The organism is Kitasatospora sp. NPDC127121 (assembly GCF_042677305.1).
In the GTDB taxonomy this organism is placed as follows: domain Bacteria; phylum Actinomycetota; class Actinomycetes; order Streptomycetales; family Streptomycetaceae; genus Kitasatospora.
In genome coordinates, this window is the sequence record NZ_JBHXTQ010000015.1 from 22,690 (window position 1) to 41,439 (window position 18,750).

Below are 18,750 nucleotides of genomic sequence, written 5' to 3' on the forward strand. Positions count from 1 at the left end.
GCAGCGGGTCTTGGCGGCGGGCTCCCCCGGGTACTCATGGACCTATGACCTCCGCCGCCGAGCCCGCACCGCCCCGCCCGGCCGCCGCCTCCCCCTCATCCGCCACCGCTACCGCCACGGCCCCCACGGCCAGCTACCGCCTCCAGCTGCAACCCGGCTTCACCCTCCACGACGCCGCCGCCGCCGTTCCCTACCTCGCCGCCCTCGGCGTCTCCCACCTGCACCTGTCCCCGCTGCTGGAGGCCGCCCCCGGCTCCACCCACGGCTACGACACCGTCGACCACGGCCGGGTCAGCGAGCAGCTCGGCGGCGAGGCCGCCCTGCGCGCGCTGGCCGCCGCCGCCCACCGGCACGGCCTGCGGCTGCTCGTCGACGTGGTGCCCAACCACATGGCGGTGCCCGTCCCCGAGCGGCTCAACCAGCCGCTGTGGCAGGTGCTGCGCGAGGGCCCCGACTCGCCGTACGCGCGCTGGTTCGACATCGACTGGGCGGCCCAGCCGGGCCCCGTCGACGCCCCCGCGCGCGGCCGGGTGCTGCTGCCGCTGCTCGGCGACCGACTTGGCGCCGTGCTGGACCAGCTGGTGGTGGACGGCGAGGTGCTGCGCTACCACGACCACGAGCTGCCGCTGCGGCCCGGCACCTCGGGGCTGCCGCTCGACGAGCTGCTCGCCCGCCAGTGGTACCGGCTCGCCTGGTGGCGGCTGGCCCGCACCGAACTGAACTACCGGCGCTTCTTCACCGTCAACGAGCTGATCGCCGTCCGGGTCGAGGAGCCCGAGGTGTTCGCCGCCACCCACGCCACCCTGCTGCGGCTGCACGCCGACGGCGTCGTCGACGGCTTCCGGATCGACCACCCCGACGGGCTCGCCGACCCGCGCGGCTACCTGCGCCGCCTCGCCGGCGCCACCGGCGGGGCGTACACCGTCGTCGAGAAGATCCTCACCGGCGACGAGCGGCTGCCCGCGGACTGGCCGGTCGCCGGGACGACCGGCTACGACGCGCTGCGCCGCATCGACGGCGTGCTCACCGACCACGCGGGCGCCTGCCGGCTGGCCGGGGCGTACGCGGCGTTCCTGACCGGCTCCGCGCCGGACGGCCAACCCTGCGCCGACCCCCACCCGGCGGTCGCCGCCGCCCGGCGCGGGCGGGCCGACATGACCGCGCCGCACGGCGAGCTGGCCGCCGAGGTCGACCGGCTGGTGCGGATCGCGCTGCGGATCGGCGCCGCCGAGCCCGCGCACTCCGACCACGCGCCCTGGCAGCTGCGCGCGGCGCTGCGGCGGCTGTTCACCGGCTACCCGGCGTACCGGCCGTACGCCCGGCCCGGGGAGCCGGTGCCGCCGGCCTCCGCCGAGCAGCTGCGCGCGGCGCTGGGCGGCTCGGCCGACCCGACGGACCGGCTGGTCGCCGCCCTGGCCCTCGGGGAGCTGGGGAGCGGGCCGCAGAAGGACGAGTTCTGCGAGCGCTTCGCGCAGACCGCCGCCGCCGTCGCCGCCAAGGGCGTCGAGGACACCGCCTTCTACCGGTGGAACGCGCTGCCCGGCCTCAACGAGGTCGGCGGCGAGCCCGGCCGGCCGGGGCTGCCCCCGGCCCGGTTCCACGACTGGTGCCGCTACCTGGAGCGCGCCTGGCCGCACAGCATGACCGTGCTGTCCACCCACGACACCAAGCGCAGCGCCGACGCCCGCGCCCGGCTCGCCGTCCTCGCCGAGCAGCCCGAGGCCTGGGCCGCCGAGGCCGCCGCCTGGTCCACCGCCGCCGGGCCCGGCCCCCGCGGCGATCACGACCGCGAAGGCCGCCACGACGGCGAAAGCGGCCCCGACCCCGGTACCCGCGACGGCGACTGGCTGCTCTGGCACACCCTCGTCGCCGCCTGGCCGATCGACCCCGACCGGCTCGTCGCCGCCCTCCTCAAGGCCGCCCGCGAGGCCAAGCTGCACACCTCCTGGACCACCCCCGACGCCCGCTTCGAGCAGGCGCTCACCGCGCGCGCCCGCGCCGTCCACACCAACCCCGGACTGCTGCCCCGGATCGAGGGCCTGGTGCACGCCCTCGCCCCGTACGCCCGCGCCAACACCCTCGCCGCCGCGCTGCTGCACCTCACCGTCCCGGGCGTGCCCGACCTCTACCAGGGCAGCGAGGAGCCGCTGTACACCCTCGTCGACCCGGACAACCGGGGCGTGGTGGACCTCGGCGCGCTCGCCGTCCGGCTCACCGACGCGGCCGCCCCGCGCCCCGGCGACCTCGCCCGCGAGAAGCTGCACCTCACCAGGGCGGCGCTGCACCTGCGGCGCGACCGCCCGCTCGGGCCCTACCGGCCGCTGAGCGCCGCCGGCCCCGCCGCCGACCACCTGCTGGCCTTCGCCCGCGGCGCCGACGTGGTCACCGCCGTCACCCGGCTCCCGTACGGGCTGGAGCGCGCCGGCGGCTGGCGCGGCACCGTCCTGGAGCTGCCCGAGGGCGGGCCCTGGACGGACCAGCTGACGCTGCGGGCCCACCCGGCGGGCCCGGTGCCCGTCGCGCGGCTGCTGGCGGACCGGCCGGTGGCGCTGCTGACGAGGAGGAGCTGAGCGTGCGGATCTACGAGGTGTGGGCGCCCCTGGCCACCGACCGGGTCGAGGTCGAGGTCGACGGCTCCGCCCATCCGCTGGCCCGGTGCCCGCAGCGCCCGGGCTGGTGGACCGGCGGCGCCCCGGCCGGCGACTACGCCTTCCGCCTCGACGGCGGGCCGCCGCTGCCCGACCCGCGCTCCCCCTGGCAGCCGCACGGGCCCGACGGACCCAGCCGCCCGGTCGACCACGCCGCGTTCCGCTGGTCGCAGACCGGCTGGCGCGGCCGCGCGCTGCCCGGAGCCGTACTGTACGAGCTGCACATCGGCACCTTCACCCCCCGCGGCACCTTCGACGCCGCCGCCGAACACCTCGACCACCTCGTCGAGTTGGGCGTCGACTTCGTCGAACTGATGCCGGTCTGCCCGTTCCCCGGCCGGCACGGCTGGGGCTACGACGGGGTCTCGCCGTGGGCCGTGCACGAGCCGTACGGCGGGCCCGAAGGGCTGAAGCGCTTCGTCGACGCCGCCCACCGCAAGGGCCTCGGCGTGGTGCTGGACGTCGTCCACAACCACCTCGGCCCCTCCGGCAACCACCTTCCCGCGTACGGCCCGTACTTCACCGACCGGCACCACACGCCGTGGGGGGCGGCCGTCAACCTGGACGCCCCCGGCTCCGACGAGGTGCGCCGCTACCTGATCGGCAGCGCGCTCGGCTGGCTGCGCGACTACCGGATCGACGGCCTGCGGCTGGACGCCGTGCACGCCCTCGCAGACGACCGGGCCGTCCACTTCCTGGAGGAACTGTCCCACCAGGTCGAGAAGTTGGCCGTCGCGACCAACCGCCCGCTGTTCCTGATCGCCGAATCCGACCTCAACACCCCGCACACCACCGCCCCGCGCGCGGCCGGCGGCCAGGGCCTCACCGCGCAGTGGAGCGACGACTTCCACCACGCCCTGCACTGCGCGCTCACCGGCGAATCCCAGGGCTACTACGGCGACTTCGCGCGCCACCCGCTCGCCGCCCTCGCCAAGACGCTCACCCGCGGCTTCTTCCACGACGGCACCTGGTCCGGCTTCCGCGGCCGCGGCCACGGCCGCCCCTTCCCGCCGGACGGCGGACACCGGCTGCTCGGCTACCTCCAGACCCACGACCAGATCGGCAACCGGGCCCTCGGGGACCGCATCTCCACCTGCCTCACCACCGGCCGGCTCGCCTGCGGCGCCGCGCTGGTGCTCACCTCGCCGTTCACCCCGATGCTGTTCATGGGCGAGGAGTGGGGCGCGGCCACCCCCTGGCAGTACTTCACCGACCACACCGACCCGCAGCTCGCCGAGGCCGTCCGGCAGGGCAGGCGCCGGGAGTTCACCGACCACGGCTGGGCCGCCGAGTCCGTCCCCGACCCGCAGGAGCCCGCCACCATCCTGCGCTCCGTCCTCGACTGGACCGAACCCCGGCGCGCCCCGCACGCCGAACTCCTCACCTGGCACCGGACGTTGATCCGGCTGCGCCGCGACCGGCCGGAGCTGTCCGACCCCGGCCTCGGCGCGGTACGGGTGGCCTACGACGAGGCGGCGCGCTGGCTGGTGGTGCACCGGGGACCGTACCGGATCGCCGTCAACCTCGGCCCCACCGAAGCCGCCCTGCCACTGGACGGGACCGGGCGCGAACTGGTCGCGGCCTTCGGGACGGCGGCACTGGACGGGACGGCGGTACGGCTGGGGGCGGACGCGGTGGCCATCGTCGCGGTGGCGGTCGACGCGGTGGCGGTCGGCGCGGTCTGACCCGCCACGCGCGTCACCAGAGGAAGGTGCCGATCCGCTCCCGCAGCGAGGCCGCGTCCAAGCCGTAGGCGGCCAGGTGCTCCGGGATCGAGCCGTAGTGCCGGTGCTCCTCGCGCGGCACGCCCAGGCCCAGCACCCGGTGCGGGCGGTCGGCCAGGGCGGCGTGCGCCTCGTTCGCCGAGGTGCCCGCCAGGTACGGCTCCACCAGCACCACGTCCGCCCGCTCCCCCGCTGCCGCCCGCAGCCCGGCCGCGTCGAAGGGGCGCACCGTCGCCGCGTACAGCACGGTGGCGTCCAGGCCCTCGGTGGCCGCGAGCACCGCGTCCAGCATCGGCCCGACCGCGAGGACCACGCCGCGCGAGCCCTGCCGCACAGTGGTGAACCGGCCCGCCTCGACCGGCAGGGCCTGCGTGTTCTGGTGCGCCGAGAGGCGGACGTAGACGTTGCGGTCGCCGTCCGTGACGGCGTGGCGCAGCAGCTGCTCGGCCTCGTCCGGGTGGCCCGGCACGTGGACCGTCCAGTCCGGCAGGGTGTCCAGCAGGGCGACGTCGCCCGGGGACATGTGGGTGCGGCCGCCGGCCGGCCAGTCGTAGGAGCCGGCCGCGCTCACCAGGACGGCGCCGACGCCCTGGTGGACGAGGTCCAACTTGACCTGCTCAAAAGGCCGTTCGATCAGGAAGCTGGCGAAGGTGTGGGCGATCGGACGCATCCCGGTCAGCGCCAGGCCGCCGGCCGCGCCGATCAGCAGCTGCTCGCGGATGCCGACGTTGACCACCCGGTCCGGGTGGCGCTGCTGGGCCGGGGCGAAGGCGGCCGCGGTGATGTCGGCGAGCACCACGGCCAGCCGGGGGTCCTCGTCCAGCAGGCGGCTGGTGACGTCGATGAAGCGGTCGCGCATGGTGTCCATCGGTGAAGTGCCTTTCGGTTCGTGCTGGTTGGCGCGTGCGTGCTGGCTTGGCGCTTGCGTGGGGGTTCGCGGGCTCAAGGGTTCTCGGGCCCAGGACGTCTCGGGCCCAGGAGGCCTCGGGCTCAGGAGTCCTTGGGCTCGACCCGGGCGACCACCACGTGCGGGCGGCCCGGGTGCTCGGCGGTGTAGGCGCGGTACAGCGCCTCGTGGTCGCGGCCGTCCACCGTCGCGGTGGACCAGCCCTCGGCCGCGAACCGGGCCGCGATGCCGCCGTGCCAGCCGTGCGTGGCCGAGGAGTTGTCGATCACCACCACGTGCAGCCGCTCCAGCCCGTACGCACCGGCGAAGGCCACCGCCTCGTGGTTGGAGCCCTCGTCGAACTCGGCGTCGCCGACCAGCACCCACACCGCCGGGTCGGTCAGGCCCTGCGCCCGCAGCCCGAGCGCCGTGCCGACGCCCAGCGGCAGGCCGTGCCCGAGCGAGCCGGAGGCGATCTCCACCCCGGGGACGAGCATCCGGTCCGGGTGGTGGCCGAGCGGAGAGTCGTAGCCGCCGAAGCTCGGCAGCACCCCGGGGTCGATGAAGCCCTTGGCCGCGAGCACCGCGTAGTACGCCATCGGGCCGTGGCCCTTGGAGAGCAGGAAGCGGTCCCGGTCCTGCGCCCCGGCCCGCTCCGGGCTCACCCGCAGGACCCGGTCGTACAGCACCCAAAGCGCGTCCAGGGTGGAGGTGGCGGCCGGGCCGTGCTTCTCGTCGCCGGTCATCAGGCCCATCAGCGCCGACAGGTCCTCGAAGCGGGTGGTTTCCGCGAGGTCCGCGGTTGCGTTCGTCGTCATGACCACGATGGTGCAACTTAAAGTCGACTTGAGGTCAAGCGGCTAGAGTGGGTGCCCATGACCGCGACCCCGGACCACGGCCGAGCACCCGGCCCGCACCGCGACGACCTGCTCACCATCGGCCAACTCGGCCGCCGCAGCGGCCTCGCCGCCTCCGCCCTGCGCTACTACGAGAGCCTCGGCCTCATCCACGCCACCCGCACCGCCGGCGGCCAGCGCCGCTACCCCCGCGGCACGCTGCGCCGGATCGCCTTCGTCCGCGCCGCCCAGCGCGTCGGACTCTCCCTCGACGAGGCCCGCGTCGCCCTCGACCGGCTCCCCGAGCGCCCCGCCCCCAGCGGCGCCGAGTGGGACCGGGTCGCCGAATCCTGGCAGAGCCGCATCGACGAGCAGATCGCCGAGCTCCAGCGCCTCAAGGCCAAACTGACCGGCTGCATCGGCTGCGGCTGCCTCTCCCTCTCCCGCTGCTCCCTCTACAACGCCGCCGACCGCGCCGCCGACACCGGCCCCGGCGCCCGCTACCTCCTCACCCGCGACCCGGCCGGCGGCCCGGAACCCCTCTCCCCCGCCGCCACCGACGCCTGCGGGCCCCACTGAACCGCTGAACGGCTGAACCGCTGAAAAGCCTTTGCCGCAGCGGCGCCAGCCTGCCTACCGTGCGCCCATGCTGCCGGTGGTGGAGACGGAAGAACAGTGGGACGCGATCGTGCGCGACGAGGCGGTGCTGCGCCCCGGAGCCGAGGCGCTCTGCGCCGAACTGGGACTCGCCGGGCTGCCGTTGGAGCGCTTCGCGGAAGGGTCCGTCCCGGTCTACGCGGTGGGCGACACACGCGTCCTCAAGCTGTTCCCCGCCTCCGGCGCCGAGGGCGGCGTCACCGAGGAGCGCGTCCTCACCCGCCTCCAGGGCGCCCTGCCGATCCCCACCCCCGAGGTACGGGCCGCCGGCGCCCACGTCAACGGCTGGCGCTACGTGCTGATGTCACGGCTGTCCGGCGAGGGCCTGGCCCCCGCCTGGCCGCGGATCCCGCAGGCCGACCGGGAGCGGATCGCCCACGACTGCGGCCGGGCCCTGGCCGCCCTGCACGCCCTCGACCCCGGACCGCTCGCCGACACCCTCGGCCCCGGCGACTGGGACGCCTTCCTGGGCCGCCAGCGGGCCGGGGCGGTGGCCCGCCAGCGCGAACGCGGCCTGCCCGAAGCCTGGCTGGAGCAGATCCCGGACTTCCTGGCCGCCGCGCCGCTGCCCCGGGCGCCGCAACGCGCCCTGCTGCACACCGAGTTCATGCGCGAGCACCTGCTCGTCGACCCGGCCGACGGCTGGCGCCTGACCGGCCTGCTCGACTTCGAACCCGCCATGGTCGGCGACCCGGCCTACGACCTCGTCGCCGTCGGCCTGTTCACCACCCGCGCCGACCGCCGCCTGCTCGGCCGCCTCCTCGCCGGTTACGGGCGCGGCTTCGACCCGCGCCTGCTGATGGCGTACACGCTGCTCCACGCGTACAGCCACCTGCCGTGGTACCTGCGGGAGTTGAAGCCCTCCGCGCGGACGCTGGACGCCCTCGCGGAGGAGTGGTTCGGGATCGCCTAGGTCCGGTCGGAAAGCGGCCGGGGGTCGGTGCGCAGCAGGCTGTAGCGGACCACGTCACGCCACTGGCCATCCCGGAAGCCCATGCTGCGCTGGACGCCCTCACGGACGAAGCCGCACTTCTCCAGCGCGCGCTGCTCGGCGAGGTTGGTGTCCTCGGTGTCCGCCTCCAGCCGCATCACCACGGTGTGGGCGAACAGGTAGTCCACCAGCAGTTGTTGGGCCCGCGTGCCGATGCCCCGGCCGCGCGCCTCCGGGCGGATCATGATGCCGAGGTTCCAGTACGGCGCCAGGTCCGGCCGGCCGACCTGCCGCCAGGCGACGAACCCGGCGAACTCGCCCCCGGACAGCACCGCGAGCATCGACTGCTCGGGCGCCAGCAGGCCGTTCTCCGCCCAGAGACGCCGGGTCCGCCCGGGGTCGCGCCACCCGAACCACTGGAACGGGCCCGACGCCCTGGGGTCGTTCAGCAGTGCTTCGAGCGGGGCGAGGTCGGCTTCGCCGATCGGTCTGAGGGACACCGGTGCATCGTTCATGCAGGGCCCAACGGTCCGTGACCGGGCCCGGGTTCCCCACGGCGCGCGCCTTCAGGCGGTGATCGACCGGGCGAGCCGGAAGCCGACGTCGTCGATCCGCAGGGTGGGGTGGCTGCGGCGGCGGACGGAGGCGCGGCAGCTCCAGTGCTCGTCGAACCAGCCGCCGCCGCGCAGCACGCGGTAGCCGCCGTACACCTCGGCGTCGTACACGTCCCAGCACCACTCCCACACGTTGCCGAGCAGGTCGTACAGGCCGAAGCCGTTGGGGCGCAGGCCGCCCACCGGGTGCGGGCGCTCGTCCGAGTTGCCGCGGTGCCACGCGATCTCGTCGAGCGGCCCGTAGCGGGGGCCGTCCGTTCCGGCGCGGCAGGCGTGCTCCCACTCGGCCTCGGTGGGCAGCCGGTAGCCGTCGGCGGCGCGGTCCCAGGTGGCGGACTCGCCGTCGAGCCGGTAGGCCGGCGCCAGCCCGTCCCGCCGGGACAGTTCGTTGCAGTAGCGGACGGCGTCGTACCAGGAGACGCTGTCGGCGGGGAGCCGGTCGCCGGCCCCGGCGCCGTACTGCTCGCGGGTGACCGGACAGGCCGCCAGCTCGTAGGGGGCGAGCTCGACGGTCCAGCTCCGCTGCGTACGGCGGTCCGACAGCGTGACGCGGCCGGGCGGGACGGCGATCAGGTCGGTTCGGGTGCTCGCATCCATGGGCCGCGATCCTAGCCCGTGGGATGATCAATGTCCTTTCCGCTCTTCACACCTGACGATCAGGAGTGGCACCGCCATGAGTTCCGTCCCGCCGGACCCTTCGACTCTCCACCCGGTGGCCGGGCAGCCGCGCGTGGTGCTCCTCAAGCCGTTGGTGACGTCCCCGCTGATCGACGTCGGCGACTACTCCTACTACGACGACCCGGACGACGCGACCGCGTTCGAGACGCGCAACGTGCTCTACCACTACGGCCCGGAGCGGCTGGTCATCGGGAAGTTCTGCGCGCTGGGTACGGGGGTCCGGTTCATCATGAACGGGGCGAACCACCGCATGGACGGCCCCTCGACCTTCCCGTTCCCCATCATGGGCGGAAGCTGGGCCGAGCACTTCGACCTGGTCACCGGCCTCGCCGGCCGCGGGGACACGGTGGTCGGCAACGACGTCTGGATCGGCTACGGCGCCATGGTGATGCCCGGCGTGCGCATCGGCCACGGCGCGATCATCGCCTCCGGCGCCGTCGTCGTCGACGACGTCCCCGACTACGGGATCGTCGGCGGCAACCCGGCCAAGCTCATCCGCACCCGCTACGCCGAGGCGGACATCGCCCGCCTGCTCGCCCTCGCCTGGTGGGACTGGCCGACCGACCACCTCACCCGCCACCTGCGCACCGTCATGTCCGGCACCGTCGACGACCTCGAAGCGGCCGCGCCGGGAAGGTGAACATCCCGCGCTCATCGCCAGGCCCCCTGGCATCACCCGTACGCCGGCCCGAGGATGGTGTCCGTCCGTACGAAGGCCGGCGAAAGGCGATGACGATGGCGGGTACGAAGGTCAGCACGGTCGTGGAGGCTCCGGCCGAACAGGTGTGGGAGCTGCTGGGGGACTTCCACAACCTCGGCGGCTGGCACCCGGGCCTGCCGGCCAGCAGCCTCGGCAACGAGCTGACGGGCAACGCGATCGGGTCGGTCCGGGTGTTCGAGATCGACGGCGCGGCGCTGCGCGAGACGCTGCTCGCCTACGACGAGGACGCCCGCAGCTACACCTACAGCTTCCCCGAAGGGGCGTTCGAGCTGTACGGCTACCGGGCTACGCTGCGGGTCACCCCGGTCACCGCGCTCGACGCCAGCTTCGTGGAGTGGAGCGCCACGTACGACGTCGAGGCCGAGCACCGCAAGGACTCCGCCGACCGCCTCCACGGGGTGTTCACGGCCGGCCTGGCGGCCCTGCGCGAGCGGTTCGCCGGCTGACGACGGCGGGCCGTCCGGGAGTTCAGCGCCCCATCACCGCGTAGAGCGCGACCAGCGACCAGCCCAGCAGCGACAGCACCCCCACGGTCCACCCGAGTACGGCCGCCGTCTGGCCGTACTCGGGGCCGCGGGCGCGCTGGAACGCGGCCACCAGCGCGGGGATCGCGGCGACCGGCAGGAACAGGAAGGCCGCCAGCATGAGCCACGCGCCGAACCCGATCACGAACCAGATGCCCACGAACAGCAGCGGCACCGAGGCGACCGCCACCACCGCGCCCGCCGCCGCACAGGCGATCCGGAACGGGCCGAGCTCCCGGTAGCACACCGGCACGGCGGCGGCCGCAGCGCTGACCAGCGCGATCACGTGCAGGAACGAGAACGAGCCGCCCAGGCCGAACGCCACCGCCACGAGCGCCAGCGGGAGCAGGCACACCGCGGCCGCCAGCCCCGCCAGCACCCTCGCACTCCCCGGCACCACGGCCACGGCTCCCCCTTGCGCCCACTTATTTGAACGCGTTCAAAGCTAGCACGCAGCACGCCGGGAGGAGCGGCAGGGCCGGCCCGTCGCGCGACGGCTCACCATTCGCCTCCGGGGGGCGTCCAGCCGAGACGCAGGTGGTGGAGGGAGTCGGGGAGAACGACAGGGAGGTCGAGCGGGCCCGCACTGGCGAGGTAGCCGGCGACGAAGCGGTCCGCGGACGGGCCTGTGAGGTAGCGCTCGAACCACAGCCACTGGGGACGGCTCATGGGCTGGAACTGGAGGGAACGCCAGAGGGCGTCGAGCGCCTTGGGGAGGAGGGCGTAGATCGTCGGCGGCATCAGACCGCCGGTGATCTCGGCGGTGACCAGGCGGTCCTCGTTCACGCCACACGCTCCACGGGGGCGGAGGAGGCGGCAGCGGAACCGATCTCCGACCACACGATCTTGCCGATGGGCACGCGCGGGCAGCAACCCCAGCGCTCGGACAGGAGCTTGACGAGGAGAAGGCCCCGCCCGGACTCGTCATCGGCGGACGCAGGGCGAAGGAGCGGCGCGCGGTCACGGCGCGCGTCGTGCACCTCGATGCGCAGTCGCGAGGGGATGAGGGAGAGGGAGAGCCACAGCCGGTTGCCGATCGGAGTGCCATGCACGACGGCATTGGTGACGAGCTCGGAGACCACCAACAGACCGGAGTCCGCGAAGAGTTCACCGGCGGGGGTCGAGTCGAGGAGCCGCAAGAGCGCCTGCCGGGCCTTCGCCGGCGACCGCCGACTGCGCAGCAGCCAGCAGCTGGACACGAACTCGGGGGGATTGTCAGGCGATTCGAACATGGCGAAGCCACCTTCGGGAGCGAGTGGAGAAGATCCAAGGCCGAGCTGCCGACTCTGCGAGCGCCCGGCGCAATGCATCGGAAAGCAAGCCCGCAGACCGCACAGGACGTTCACGGTCGGCTAGCTTTCCATCACTCACAGCATGGATCACATCACATCCGCGGCGCAAGGTGAGCTTGACAAATATGAAAACTTTCAGATCTCAGGGCAAGGTCCGGCCCCTAGACTCACGCGGGTGGTGGCGAACCATCACACAGGGCATGCACACTGGATGCCGAGAGGTCTGAAGGGGTTACGTCTATGGCAGTTGCAGTGCCAGCAGTGCGCTACCGCCGCATTGCAGCCGAGCTCAGAAGGCTCCGCGAGCTCAAGAACCTGTCGGCAGAGGAAGTGGCCGCCCAAGTCGACGGCGTCAACCTCGTGAAGCTGTCCCGCTACGAGAACGCCCGGGTCCAACTCAAGCCGGATGTCGTTCAGAAGCTCCTCGACTTCTACGAGTGCGATCCGGAGCTCAAGGAAGTCCTCGTCGAGATCCTTCGTGACCGGCATCGGCCCGGCTGGGTAGCCGGCCTCGAACAGCTGAACCCGCTCTACCACGACCTGATCCGCTTGGAAGAGACGGCTATCGGCAACAAGTCGTATGAGTCGGCCTACATCCCCGGACTGCTGCAGACGCGCCGCTATGCACACGCCATCATCTCCAGCGGCGTCTTCAAGACACCCAGTGTTGAGGCTCGTGTCGATGTGCGAATCAACCGTCAGTCAGTGCTCACTCGCGCGGAGAATCCGCTGAAACTCTGGGCTGTCATCCACGAGTCCGCCCTGACCATGAAGGCGGCAGAGGGCGTGATGGCCGATCAGCTCGACAAGTTGATCCAGTGGAGTGGCCTCCCGAACATCAGCATCCAGGTCATGCCGGCATTCGCCCCACCTCACCCCGGCATGAACGGACCGTTCACCCTCCTGGAGTTTCGGCAACGAGATCTCGACCTCGCACTGCTCAGCGACATGCTCGCCAGCAACTGGGTGGAGAAGCCGGAGCACGTAGATGTCTACCGAACAGCCTTCGGCGAGATCATGGCGACAGCCCTTGGCCTCGACGAATCCCTCAACGTCATCCGAGAGAAGAGAGACCAGCTCAAGTGACCCACTACCCCGTCGCATCTGCACTGCCGGTGAACTGGTCGAAGGCTACCGCCAGCAACCCAAACGAGAACTGCGTCGAAGTAGCCGACGGCTTCACCGGCGTCGTCCCGGTCCGCGACAGCAAGGACCCGCACGGCCCGGCCCTCAGCTTCAGCCCCGAGGCCTGGCAGTCCTTCATCGCCGCCGTCCAGGCGGGCGAGCTCCCGGCAGCTCGCTAGCCTCAACTGTCCTGGGCGGCCCCATGCCGAGCACGGGGCCGCCCCCGGACTGACGTCCACGCCCGGTCCGCAACACCGTTCCGAGTGCATCGACTCACGCTCCCAGGCTCCTTCCAGCGGCCTGCCAGCCTCTCATCGACTTCTCATCCGGCACCCCTAGCCTCCGCCAGATGAACGTCTCCCTGCTCGGCGGCTGGTTCCCCTGGGCCGTCCAGGCCGTGGCCCTCACCCTGTTCCTGGCCGCGCTCGGCTGGCGGGACCGGGCCTGGCGGCTGAAGTGGGGCCCGGTCGCCCTCGGGACGGCGCTGCTGCTCACCGCCCTCGCCGCCGTCGGCGTGCTCACGCTCGCCGGGATCACCGATCCGATCCCGTTCGGGGTGTGGCTGTGGGGCGGGATCGCGGTCGCGGCGGTCAGCGCGCTCGGGTTCGGCTGGCGCGGCGCCCGCTGGTGGCGCCGGGCGCTCGCGCCGCCGGCCGCGCTGCTCGCTCTGTTCTGCGCCGCCAACAGCGTGAACATCGCCACCGGCTACTACCCGACCCTCGACGACGCGATCGGCGAACTGAGCGGGCAGCCGCTGCCGGAGCAGATCACGCTCGCCGAACTCGGCTCCCTGCACGGGAAGACGAAGACCGGCCGCATCGTCCAGGTGGACATCCCGAGCACGGCCAGCGGCTTCACCCACCGCCAGGAGCTCGTCTACCTGCCGCCCGCGTGGTTCCGCAGCCAGAACCGGCCGAAGCTGCCGGCGCTGGAGCTGATCGGCGGCGAGTTCGCCGCGCCCGACAACTGGATCCGCTCCGGCAACGCCGTGAGGACCGCGGACGACTTCGCCGCGAAGCACAACGGCTTCGCGCCGATCCTCGTCTTCGTCGACGCGACCGGCGGCTTCCGGGTCGACACCGAGTGCGTCGACGGCCCGCACGGCAACTCCGAGAGCCACCTGCTCAAGGACGTCCCGCTGTTCGTCCAGAAGACCTTCAACGCCGCCACCGACCCGCACAAGTGGGGCGTGGCCGGCTGGTCCATGGGCGGCACCTGCGCCGTCGACCTCACCGTCGAACACCCCAACGTCTTCACCCACTTCGGCGACTTCTCCGGCGACAAGGGCCCCTCCACCGGCGACAAGGACCACACCGTCCAGGAGCTGTACGGCGGCGACGCGGCCGCCTGGGCCGCCCACGACCCGCTGACCGTCCTCGCCCACCACCCCAAGTACCAGGGCGTCTCCGGCTACTTCGGGCAGGGCGACGAGGAGCACGGCCAGATCGAGTCCGCCAGGGCCCTGAACGACGCCGCCCGGAAGGACGGCATCCGCACCACCACCGCCGTCGGCTCCGGCAAGCACACCTGGCAGACCGGCGCCGCCACCTTCGCCCAGGCCCTCCCCTGGCTCGCCCAGCAGCTCGGCGTCCCCGGCACCCACGCCTGATCCGCCACCGGTCCGGGGGCGTGCCGTGCCGGGCCGGGCCAGGCGGGCCACCCGGCGGGAGGGCGGCGGATCCGGTCGGGGGAAAGCCTTGGCATCGGCCGTCCGCCGTGACCGGCCGCGGGCCCGCACGGGCGGGTCGGCCGGGGCTGCGGCCGACCCGCAAACCCCCGCCGGGCAGGGGGAATCCGCGACCGCGCGCCGTCCCGCCGACCGGTCGGGCGCCGAGGGCCCGCCATACCTTCCGACACGCCCGCACACACGTTCACCACCAACGCCCCCGCAGCGGCCGGGGAAGGCGGCCTACCCGCCGGTATCCCGCTTTGCTCCCGGCGGCCCGGTGGCATAAGTTTCGACCGCCGTCGACGCAGCCGACCCCGACCGCCCCTCGGAACAGAGGAGCGCAGCGGGCCGGCGGCCGGGCGGCAGAACGTACGGGGGAAGGGAACAGCCATGCCGAGTGCCCGCATCCGCGAGGCGACCGGGCAACGGGAACGGGCGGACGGCGCCGCGCACACACGGCCCGGGAGCACCGCGGGCCCGGCCCCGGGCCACTCGGCCCGCTCGGGCCGCTGACCCGGCGCCACGCCCCGACCACCACCACAGAACCACCACAGACGGCCCCGCGCACCGCCGAGGCGGCGCACGGGGCGGACGGCAGGTCGGCCCGTCCGGCACAGGGGACCGGACGGACCGACCGCCGCACCAGCACAAAAACCAAAGGGTCAGAGGCCGAGGCTGCTGAGCGCGGTGGTCCAGTCGGTCACGATGGCGCTGCGGGCGTCGTCGAGGCCGACCGTGCCCTTGCAGACCGCGTTCTTCAGCTTGGTCTCGACGCCGTCCTTGCCGGTCGCGGTCTGGCTGCCGTAGCGGGGCTCGGGCCAGAGGTTGCGCGGGTCGCGCGGGGCGCCGCCGAGCTCCAGCGGAACGAAGTGGTCCTCCTCGTAGTCGGACAGGTTGGTGTCCGCGTAGCCGTACTGCGCGATCTGCTGCGCCTTCAGCGCGTTGGTGTAGCTGGTCGGCGGGCGGACGGTGGAGGTCCAGCCGGAGACGCAGATGGTCTGGCCGATGGTGGCCTGGGTGACGTCCGGGTTGTAGGCGCCCGGCGTGCAGGACGGGTCGGGCAGCGGCAGGTAGGCCTGCGAACAACTCGCCGCGAGCGGACGGATCTTGACGGGTGAGCCCTTCGCGGGGGCGGCCTGCGCGGTGCCGGCCGCGAGCCCGGCGGCGGCGAGGACGGCCGCCGCGGCGACGACGGTGAGACGCTGACGGAGCATCATGTGGGGAGATCTCCTAGGCCTTGCCCGGCCTCTCGCCGGACGACTGTGCCCATGACAGCACCACCCATGCGACCACCGTCAGTCCCAGGACGTGAACGACCGGTGATCGCGCCTCCACAAACACCGCGGGCGCCCGGCGCGATCCGGGGAGCGGGCTCAGGGCGTGCCCGACAGCAGCCGCGCCAGCAGCGCGGCCGGCCCCTCCGGCAGGCTGCCGTGCACCAGTTCGGTGCGGTGCACCAGCCGCGGGGCGGCGATCGGCACGGACGCGACGCCGGGCGCCCCGGCGAGGACGGACGCCGGGAGCAGGCTGAGCCCGTGTCCGGTGGCGACCAGGGCGAGCAGCCCGTGCACGTCGGTGCCCCGGTAGCGGGTGGCGGGGCGGAAGCCGTCGACGCCGGCGGCGGCGCGCAGCCGGGCGGCGGTCGGGGTGAGGTCGGGGGCGTCGAGCCAGCGGGCGGCGGAGAGGTCGGCGAGCGCGACGCCGGTGCGGCCCGCGAGGGGGTGGCCGGCCGGGAGGGCGACGGCGACGGGCTGCTCGTCGACGGCGACGGTGGTGAGCGGGCCGACGTCGGGCAGCGGCAGCGGGTCGCTGGGGGCGGCGAGGCCGTCGATCAGGGCGAGGTCGACCTCGCCGGTGGCGACCTGGGCGGGCAGCGCGTCCTGGGCGAGGACCCGGACGACGAGGTCGGCCGCCGGGTGGGCCCGGCGCACCTCGCCGAGTGCGCGCCCCAGGGTCGCTCCGACTGCCAGCGGGGTGGTGCCGAGCACCAGCCGAGCGCTCGGGGCGCCGGCCAGGCGTGCGACGTCGGCGCGCGCCGCCTCCAGTCGGACCAGCAGGGGCGCCGCGTGCTCCAGCAGCCGCAGGCCGGCCTCGGTCGGGCCGACCGGGCGGCGGCTGAGCAGGCCGGTCCCGAGGTCGGCCTCCAGGGCGGCGATCTGCTGGGAGACCGCGGACTGGGTGTAGCCGAGTTCCCGCGCGGCCTCGGAGAAGGAGCCGAGGCGGGTGACGGTGACGAAGGTGCGCAGCTGCTGCGGATCCACGGCAGTCATCAACTCTTCTGATCGATGGGTAAGAAATCATCGTTGGCGCTGATCTCGGGTGCGGGGTCAGGATAGCCCCATGACCTACCTCACCCCGCGGATCGCCCTGGTCGGCGACCGCTCCCCCGCCGTCCGCTCGCACGCCCGCATCCCCGGGCTGCTCGACGCCCTCGCCGAGCGCGAGCAGCTCGTCCTGGACGCCTACTGGATCCCCACCGAGGACGCCGGGGCGCCCGGCGCCCTGGACGGCTTCGACGCCGTCTGGCTGCTCCCCGGCAGCCCCTACCGCAGCGAGGCGGGCGCGCTGGCCGCCGTCCGGACCGCCCGCGAGCGCGGCATCCCCTTCCTCGGCACCTGCGCCGGGTTCCAGCACGCGGTGCTGGAGTACGCCCGCAACGTCTGCGGCCTCGGCGGGGCCGTCCACGGCGAGGAGCACCCGGAGCGGGACGAGCAGGTGATCGTGCCGCTGGCCTGCTCCCTGGTCGGCCACGAGGGGGAGGTCGCGATCACCCCTGGCACGCTCGCCGAGCGCGTCCTCGGCACCACCCGCACCCTGGAGCGCTACCACTGCGCGTACGGCCTCAACACCGACTACCTGGACCGGCTGCGCGCGCACGGGCTGCGGTTCAGCGGCGCGGACGGCGCGGGCGAGGTGCGCGTCCTGGAACTGCCGGACCACCCGTTCTTCCTCGCCTCGCTGTTCCAGCCGGAGCTGTCCGGCGACGGCACCCGGGCGCACGCCATGATCCGCGCGCTGGCCGGCGCCGCCGTCGCCCACGCGGCGGGCTCGCCGACCCCTGCCGACCGAACCGCCACCATCCCGGGCACCGACCCGGGCACCACCACTCTGGAGGCCACCGCATGACCGCCACCGAGATCGCCGGAGTCCGGATCCCCGACAGCCGCCTCGCCACCGAGGCCACCGAGCTGGTCCGGGACGCCACCACCGAGCTGCTGTACCACCACTCCCGCCGGGTCTACCTGTTCGGCGCCCTCCAGGGCCGCCGCCGGGGGCTCGACTTCGATCCCGAACTGCTGTACCTGGCCGCGATGTTCCACGATCTCGGCCTGGGCCCCGAGCACCACGCCTCCGGTCGGCGCTTCGAGGTGGACGGCGCCGAGGCCGCCGCCGCGTTCCTGCGCGGGCACGGGGTGGACGAGCGGCGGGTGCGCCTGGTGTGGGAGGCGATCGCCCTGCACACCACGCCCGGCATCCCGGAGTTCCTGGAGCCGGAGATCGCGCTGACCACCGCCGGGGTGGAGCTGGACGTGCTCGGTATCGGGTACGCGGACCTCGCCGCCGCCGACCGGGACGCGGTGGTCGCCGCCCATCCGCGCCCGGACTTCAAGCGCGGCATCCTGCGCGCCTTCCACGACGGCGTCGCGCCCAAGCCGGAGACCGCCTTCGGCAATGTCAAGGCGGACGTCCTCGCCCACTTCGACCCGGACTTCGAGCGGACCGACTTCGTCGCCGTGATCGAGAACTCCGCCTGGCCGGAGTGACCCCGCCCGGCCCCGCGCCCGCCCAACCCCCGCCCCCACTCCCACCCCCACAGGGCACGTCACATCGGCAGCGAGCGCAACCGCACCGGCCCCTCCGGCCACCCGGCGCCCTCCGCCAGCGGCGCCCACATGGTGCGCAGCGGCATCACCGCCAGCCGCCCCTCGGGCTGCTCCACCGTCACCTCCTCCGCGACCTCGCGGAATCCGAGCCCCCGGTAGAACGCGGCCAGCGGCGGGCGGCAGAACAGCAGCGCGTGGCGGTGGCCGAGGGTGCGGGCGTGGCCGAGGGCGGCCCGGAGCAGGGCCTGCGCGAGGCCGGCGCCGCGCCGGTCGGGGGCGACGGCGACGCCGCCGACGCCGACCGCCGTCAGGTCGGTGCCGCCGACGGTGAGCGGGAGCGGCAGCAGCCCGGTGTGCGCGACGAGCCGGCCGTCGTCGGCCCGGACGCCGAAGTGGATGTCCTTGGGGAGCCAGGTCAGTCCGGTGTAGGCGACGCCGTACGGGTCGTCGCCGGGGCCGAGGATCTCGTTCTGGTCGGCGCGGGTGTACTGCGGCAGCCGGACGACGGTCGGCGGCTCGGGAGAGAAACGATCATCCATCCGACCATGATCCCTTCCGGGGAAGGCGAATTCCAGGCTGTTCCCGGCCACTGCGGCCCGCTCGCCACCCCGGGCCGGACGG

At 73.9% G+C, this 18,750-nt stretch carries 21 protein-coding genes; 11 read left to right on the forward strand and 10 right to left on the reverse strand.

Annotated features, from left to right (window positions below):
- Nucleotides 1-44: 44 nt before the first annotated feature.
- Both treY and treZ read left to right on the forward strand, forming a co-directional pair.
- Nucleotides 45-2,570 carry a malto-oligosyltrehalose synthase gene (gene treY, locus ACFVHI_RS10905; protein WP_380337881.1) on the forward strand — a complete coding sequence of 842 codons (2,526 nt, stop codon included), beginning with the start codon at nucleotides 45-47 and terminating at the stop codon, nucleotides 2,568-2,570.
- Nucleotides 2,571-2,578: 8 nt separating this feature from the next.
- Nucleotides 2,579-4,333: a malto-oligosyltrehalose trehalohydrolase gene (treZ, locus tag ACFVHI_RS10910; protein WP_380338036.1), complete on the forward strand. Its 1,755-nt coding sequence runs from the start codon at nucleotides 2,579-2,581 to the stop codon at nucleotides 4,331-4,333.
- 13 nt (nucleotides 4,334-4,346) lie between these two features.
- Here the strand turns inward: treZ and ACFVHI_RS10915 are convergent, their stop codons facing one another.
- Nucleotides 4,347-5,240: a transketolase family protein gene (locus tag ACFVHI_RS10915; protein WP_380337884.1), complete on the reverse strand. Its 894-nt coding sequence runs from the start codon at nucleotides 5,238-5,240 to the stop codon at nucleotides 4,347-4,349.
- Between the two features lie 122 nt (nucleotides 5,241-5,362).
- Nucleotides 5,363-6,076: a transketolase gene (locus ACFVHI_RS10920; protein ID WP_363368655.1), complete on the reverse strand. Its 714-nt coding sequence runs from the start codon at nucleotides 6,074-6,076 to the stop codon at nucleotides 5,363-5,365.
- A 57-nt stretch (nucleotides 6,077-6,133) separates the two neighbouring features.
- Between ACFVHI_RS10920 and soxR the strand changes: the two genes are divergently transcribed.
- A complete protein-coding gene (soxR, locus tag ACFVHI_RS10925; protein WP_063347115.1) occupies nucleotides 6,134-6,673 on the forward strand; it encodes a redox-sensitive transcriptional activator SoxR in 540 nt (179 codons plus the stop codon).
- A 67-nt stretch (nucleotides 6,674-6,740) separates the two neighbouring features.
- Entirely contained in the window at nucleotides 6,741-7,664 is a 924-nt protein-coding gene (locus ACFVHI_RS10930) for a phosphotransferase family protein (protein ID WP_380337888.1), read from the forward strand.
- Here the strand turns inward: ACFVHI_RS10930 and ACFVHI_RS10935 are convergent.
- Together ACFVHI_RS10935 and ACFVHI_RS10940 are read right to left on the reverse strand one after the other, a co-directional pair.
- Nucleotides 7,661-8,182 carry a GNAT family N-acetyltransferase gene (locus ACFVHI_RS10935; RefSeq protein ID WP_380337890.1) on the reverse strand — a complete coding sequence of 174 codons (522 nt, stop codon included), beginning with the start codon at nucleotides 8,180-8,182 and terminating at the stop codon, nucleotides 7,661-7,663. The genes ACFVHI_RS10930 and ACFVHI_RS10935 overlap by 4 nt on opposite strands.
- Nucleotides 8,183-8,248: 66 nt before the next feature.
- Nucleotides 8,249-8,893 carry a formylglycine-generating enzyme family protein gene (locus ACFVHI_RS10940; RefSeq protein ID WP_380337893.1) on the reverse strand — a complete coding sequence of 215 codons (645 nt, stop codon included), beginning with the start codon at nucleotides 8,891-8,893 and terminating at the stop codon, nucleotides 8,249-8,251.
- Nucleotides 8,894-8,969: 76 nt separating this feature from the next.
- Here ACFVHI_RS10940 and ACFVHI_RS10945 point away from each other — a divergent pair, with 76 nt between their 5' ends.
- Both ACFVHI_RS10945 and ACFVHI_RS10950 read left to right on the forward strand, forming a co-directional pair.
- Entirely contained in the window at nucleotides 8,970-9,614 is a 645-nt protein-coding gene (locus tag ACFVHI_RS10945) for a CatB-related O-acetyltransferase (RefSeq protein ID WP_063347118.1), read from the forward strand.
- Nucleotides 9,615-9,709: 95 nt separating this feature from the next.
- On the forward strand, nucleotides 9,710-10,141 hold the full coding sequence (locus tag ACFVHI_RS10950; RefSeq protein WP_380337896.1) for an SRPBCC family protein: 432 nt from the start codon (nucleotides 9,710-9,712) through the stop codon (nucleotides 10,139-10,141).
- Nucleotides 10,142-10,163: 22 nt separating this feature from the next.
- Here ACFVHI_RS10950 and ACFVHI_RS10955 read toward each other — a convergent pair whose 3' ends face one another.
- The 3 genes from ACFVHI_RS10955 to ACFVHI_RS10965 all read right to left on the reverse strand — a co-directional run bounded on the left by ACFVHI_RS10955 (nucleotide 10,164) and on the right by ACFVHI_RS10965 (nucleotide 11,451).
- Nucleotides 10,164-10,625: a hypothetical protein gene (locus ACFVHI_RS10955; RefSeq protein ID WP_371516531.1), complete on the reverse strand. Its 462-nt coding sequence runs from the start codon at nucleotides 10,623-10,625 to the stop codon at nucleotides 10,164-10,166.
- Nucleotides 10,626-10,717: 92 nt separating this feature from the next.
- Nucleotides 10,718-11,005, reverse strand: coding sequence for a hypothetical protein (locus ACFVHI_RS10960; RefSeq protein WP_063347121.1), 288 nt, complete (start codon nucleotides 11,003-11,005; stop codon nucleotides 10,718-10,720).
- Nucleotides 11,002-11,451: an ATP-binding protein gene (locus tag ACFVHI_RS10965; RefSeq protein ID WP_380337900.1), complete on the reverse strand. Its 450-nt coding sequence runs from the start codon at nucleotides 11,449-11,451 to the stop codon at nucleotides 11,002-11,004. The genes ACFVHI_RS10960 and ACFVHI_RS10965 overlap by 4 nt, the downstream gene beginning before the upstream one ends.
- 300 nt (nucleotides 11,452-11,751) lie before the next feature.
- Between ACFVHI_RS10965 and ACFVHI_RS10970 the strand changes: the two genes are divergently transcribed.
- The 3 genes from ACFVHI_RS10970 to ACFVHI_RS10980 all read left to right on the forward strand — a co-directional run bounded on the left by ACFVHI_RS10970 (nucleotide 11,752) and on the right by ACFVHI_RS10980 (nucleotide 14,245).
- Nucleotides 11,752-12,597, forward strand: coding sequence for a helix-turn-helix domain-containing protein (locus tag ACFVHI_RS10970; protein WP_380337902.1), 846 nt, complete (start codon nucleotides 11,752-11,754; stop codon nucleotides 12,595-12,597).
- Nucleotides 12,598-12,626: 29 nt separating this feature from the next.
- Nucleotides 12,627-12,815 (forward strand): DUF397 domain-containing protein, encoded by a 189-nt coding sequence (locus tag ACFVHI_RS10975; RefSeq protein WP_380337904.1) that lies wholly within the window; start codon nucleotides 12,627-12,629, stop codon nucleotides 12,813-12,815.
- A 170-nt stretch (nucleotides 12,816-12,985) separates the two neighbouring features.
- Nucleotides 12,986-14,245 carry an alpha/beta hydrolase gene (locus tag ACFVHI_RS10980; RefSeq protein ID WP_380337907.1) on the forward strand — a complete coding sequence of 420 codons (1,260 nt, stop codon included), beginning with the start codon at nucleotides 12,986-12,988 and terminating at the stop codon, nucleotides 14,243-14,245.
- 722 nt (nucleotides 14,246-14,967) lie between these two features.
- On the opposite strand, the gene ACFVHI_RS10985 is transcribed toward ACFVHI_RS10980, so the two are convergent.
- Together ACFVHI_RS10985 and ACFVHI_RS10990 are read right to left on the reverse strand one after the other, a co-directional pair.
- Nucleotides 14,968-15,522 carry a hypothetical protein gene (locus tag ACFVHI_RS10985; protein ID WP_380337910.1) on the reverse strand — a complete coding sequence of 185 codons (555 nt, stop codon included), beginning with the start codon at nucleotides 15,520-15,522 and terminating at the stop codon, nucleotides 14,968-14,970.
- A gap of 156 nt (nucleotides 15,523-15,678) precedes the next feature.
- Nucleotides 15,679-16,575 (reverse strand): LysR family transcriptional regulator, encoded by an 897-nt coding sequence (locus ACFVHI_RS10990; RefSeq protein WP_380337913.1) that lies wholly within the window; start codon nucleotides 16,573-16,575, stop codon nucleotides 15,679-15,681.
- Nucleotides 16,576-16,645: 70 nt separating this feature from the next.
- On the opposite strand from ACFVHI_RS10990, the gene ACFVHI_RS10995 reads away from it, so the two are divergent.
- Both ACFVHI_RS10995 and ACFVHI_RS11000 read left to right on the forward strand, forming a co-directional pair.
- Nucleotides 16,646-17,431 (forward strand): hypothetical protein, encoded by a 786-nt coding sequence (locus ACFVHI_RS10995; RefSeq protein ID WP_380337915.1) that lies wholly within the window; start codon nucleotides 16,646-16,648, stop codon nucleotides 17,429-17,431.
- Nucleotides 17,428-18,069: an HD domain-containing protein gene (locus ACFVHI_RS11000; RefSeq protein WP_380337918.1), complete on the forward strand. Its 642-nt coding sequence runs from the start codon at nucleotides 17,428-17,430 to the stop codon at nucleotides 18,067-18,069. The genes ACFVHI_RS10995 and ACFVHI_RS11000 overlap by 4 nt, the downstream gene beginning before the upstream one ends.
- A gap of 59 nt (nucleotides 18,070-18,128) precedes the next feature.
- Here the strand turns inward: ACFVHI_RS11000 and ACFVHI_RS11005 are convergent, their stop codons facing one another.
- Complete coding sequence (locus tag ACFVHI_RS11005; RefSeq protein WP_380337920.1) at nucleotides 18,129-18,668, reverse strand: GNAT family N-acetyltransferase; 540 nt, start codon at nucleotides 18,666-18,668, stop codon at nucleotides 18,129-18,131.
- Nucleotides 18,669-18,750 lie beyond the last annotated feature (82 nt).

Excerpts from the sequence above, each read along its gene's own strand:
- treY (WP_380337881.1), top strand. The coding sequence starts at position 45 with ATGACCTCCGCCGCCGAGCCCGCACCGCCCCGCCCGGCCGCCGCCTCC.
- ACFVHI_RS10915 (WP_380337884.1), bottom strand. The coding sequence starts at position 5,240 with ATGGACACCATGCGCGACCGCTTCATCGACGTCACCAGCCGCCTGCTG.
- ACFVHI_RS10920 (WP_363368655.1), bottom strand. The coding sequence starts at position 6,076 with ATGACGACGAACGCAACCGCGGACCTCGCGGAAACCACCCGCTTCGAG.
- soxR (WP_063347115.1), top strand. The coding sequence starts at position 6,134 with ATGACCGCGACCCCGGACCACGGCCGAGCACCCGGCCCGCACCGCGAC.
- ACFVHI_RS10930 (WP_380337888.1), top strand. The coding sequence starts at position 6,741 with ATGCTGCCGGTGGTGGAGACGGAAGAACAGTGGGACGCGATCGTGCGC.
- ACFVHI_RS10940 (WP_380337893.1), bottom strand. The coding sequence starts at position 8,893 with ATGGATGCGAGCACCCGAACCGACCTGATCGCCGTCCCGCCCGGCCGC.
- ACFVHI_RS10945 (WP_063347118.1), top strand. The coding sequence starts at position 8,970 with ATGAGTTCCGTCCCGCCGGACCCTTCGACTCTCCACCCGGTGGCCGGG.
- ACFVHI_RS10950 (WP_380337896.1), top strand. The coding sequence starts at position 9,710 with ATGGCGGGTACGAAGGTCAGCACGGTCGTGGAGGCTCCGGCCGAACAG.
- ACFVHI_RS10965 (WP_380337900.1), bottom strand. The coding sequence starts at position 11,451 with ATGTTCGAATCGCCTGACAATCCCCCCGAGTTCGTGTCCAGCTGCTGG.
- ACFVHI_RS10970 (WP_380337902.1), top strand. The coding sequence starts at position 11,752 with ATGGCAGTTGCAGTGCCAGCAGTGCGCTACCGCCGCATTGCAGCCGAG.
- ACFVHI_RS10980 (WP_380337907.1), top strand. The coding sequence starts at position 12,986 with ATGAACGTCTCCCTGCTCGGCGGCTGGTTCCCCTGGGCCGTCCAGGCC.
- ACFVHI_RS10985 (WP_380337910.1), bottom strand. The coding sequence starts at position 15,522 with ATGATGCTCCGTCAGCGTCTCACCGTCGTCGCCGCGGCGGCCGTCCTC.
- ACFVHI_RS10990 (WP_380337913.1), bottom strand. The coding sequence starts at position 16,575 with ATGACTGCCGTGGATCCGCAGCAGCTGCGCACCTTCGTCACCGTCACC.
- ACFVHI_RS10995 (WP_380337915.1), top strand. The coding sequence starts at position 16,646 with ATGACCTACCTCACCCCGCGGATCGCCCTGGTCGGCGACCGCTCCCCC.
- ACFVHI_RS11000 (WP_380337918.1), top strand. The coding sequence starts at position 17,428 with ATGACCGCCACCGAGATCGCCGGAGTCCGGATCCCCGACAGCCGCCTC.
- ACFVHI_RS11005 (WP_380337920.1), bottom strand. The coding sequence starts at position 18,668 with ATGGATGATCGTTTCTCTCCCGAGCCGCCGACCGTCGTCCGGCTGCCG.